Raw genomic sequence first — 1,412 nt, forward strand, 5'->3', positions numbered from 1 at the left:
GGTCACGTCCCGCGGAGTGGTGTAGCTCGGTTCTCGCGTGAGGCTCTGCTGGTTCGACTATGCCGTCATGAGTTCGGTGTGCGCCACCTCCTGCTGGTCGGTGCTGGGCGGGGCGAGCAGGGCCATGGAGCTTTCGGACAGGTAGCGACGGTCGGCGACCTGCCACTCGTCGTGGGCTTCGACCAGGACGGCGCCGGCCAGGCGGAGCAGGGCTTCGGGGTTGGGGAAGACACCGACCACGTCGGTGCGGCGTTTGATCTCCTTGTTCAGCCGCTCGAGAGGGTTGGTCGACCAGATCTTCTTCCAGTGCGCGGGCGGGAACGCGGCGAAGGCGAGGATGTCGTCGGCGGCCTCGTGCAGCATCGCCTCGACCTTGGGGAACTGGCGGCCGAGCATGCCGGCGATCACGCCGAGTTGGTCGCGCACCATCTGCGGAGTGGGCTGGGCGAAGATGGTGCGGATGGCCGCAGCGACCATCTCGGCCGAGCCTTTCGGAACGGTCGCCAGGACGTTGCGCAGGAAGTGCACGCGGCATCTCTGCCAGGCCGCACCGAGCAGGACCGCGCCGATGGAGGTGACCAGGCCGGCGTGGGCGTCGCTGATGACCAGCTGCACTCCGGCCAGACCGCGAGCCTTCAGGGAGCGCAGGAACGCGGTCCAGAACGCGCCGTCCTCGCTGTCGCCGACGCTGAAGCCGAGCACTTCCCGGCGGCCGTCGGCAGTCACCCCGGTGGCCACGATGACGGCCTGGGAGACCACCCGGCGGTTGACGCGGGCCTTGCAGTAGGTCGCGTCCAGGAACAGGTAGGGAAACTGCTGCCCGGCCAGGGAGCGGTCGCGGAAGGCGGATACTTCCTCGTCCAGGTCGGCGCAGATGCGCGAGACCTCGCTCTTGGAGATGCCGGAGTCGGCACCGAGGGCTTTGACCAGGTCGTCGACCTTGCGGGTGGACACCCCGTGCAGGTAGGCCTCCATCACCACCGCGAACAGCGCCTGATCTACGCGGCGGCGGCGTTCCAGCAGCGAGGGGAAGAACGAGCCGGTGCGCAGCTTGGGGATCTGCAGTTCCAGATCACCGGCGGTGGTGGTCAGCGTGCGTGGGCGGTGCCCGTTCCGCTGCGCCGACCGAGTGGGGGTGCGCTCGTTCGGGGCGGCGCCGATCACCGCGGTCAGCTCGGCCTCGATGAGGGCTTGGTAGATGGTCTCGGCGGCGTGCCGGATGCGCTCGCTCGCCTCGGAGTTCTTCAGTACCGAAAGGACTTCTAACAGGGCAGACTGATCCAGGGCCATCGTGTGCTTCTCCTCTGCGTGTCACTTGGCGGTTTCACACAGAGACTCACGCGATGGCCCCCTGTCGTTGAAGGCGACGCGCCGTACAAGGCCGGATCTACACCACCCGACGGGACGCAACC

1 protein-coding gene is annotated in these 1,412 nt (G+C 68.0%); it reads right to left on the bottom strand.

Annotation, left to right across the window (positions count from 1 at the left end; genetic code table 11):
- Positions 1-57: 57 nt before the first annotated feature.
- On the bottom strand, positions 58-1,290 hold the full coding sequence (locus ACIBST_RS48900) for an IS256 family transposase (RefSeq protein ID WP_397180296.1): 1,233 nt from the start codon (positions 1,288-1,290) through the stop codon (positions 58-60).
- Positions 1,291-1,412: the final 122 nt, after the last annotated feature.

Source organism: Nonomuraea sp. NPDC049684 (assembly GCF_044465345.1).
Classification (GTDB): Bacteria; Actinomycetota; Actinomycetes; order Streptosporangiales; family Streptosporangiaceae; genus Nonomuraea.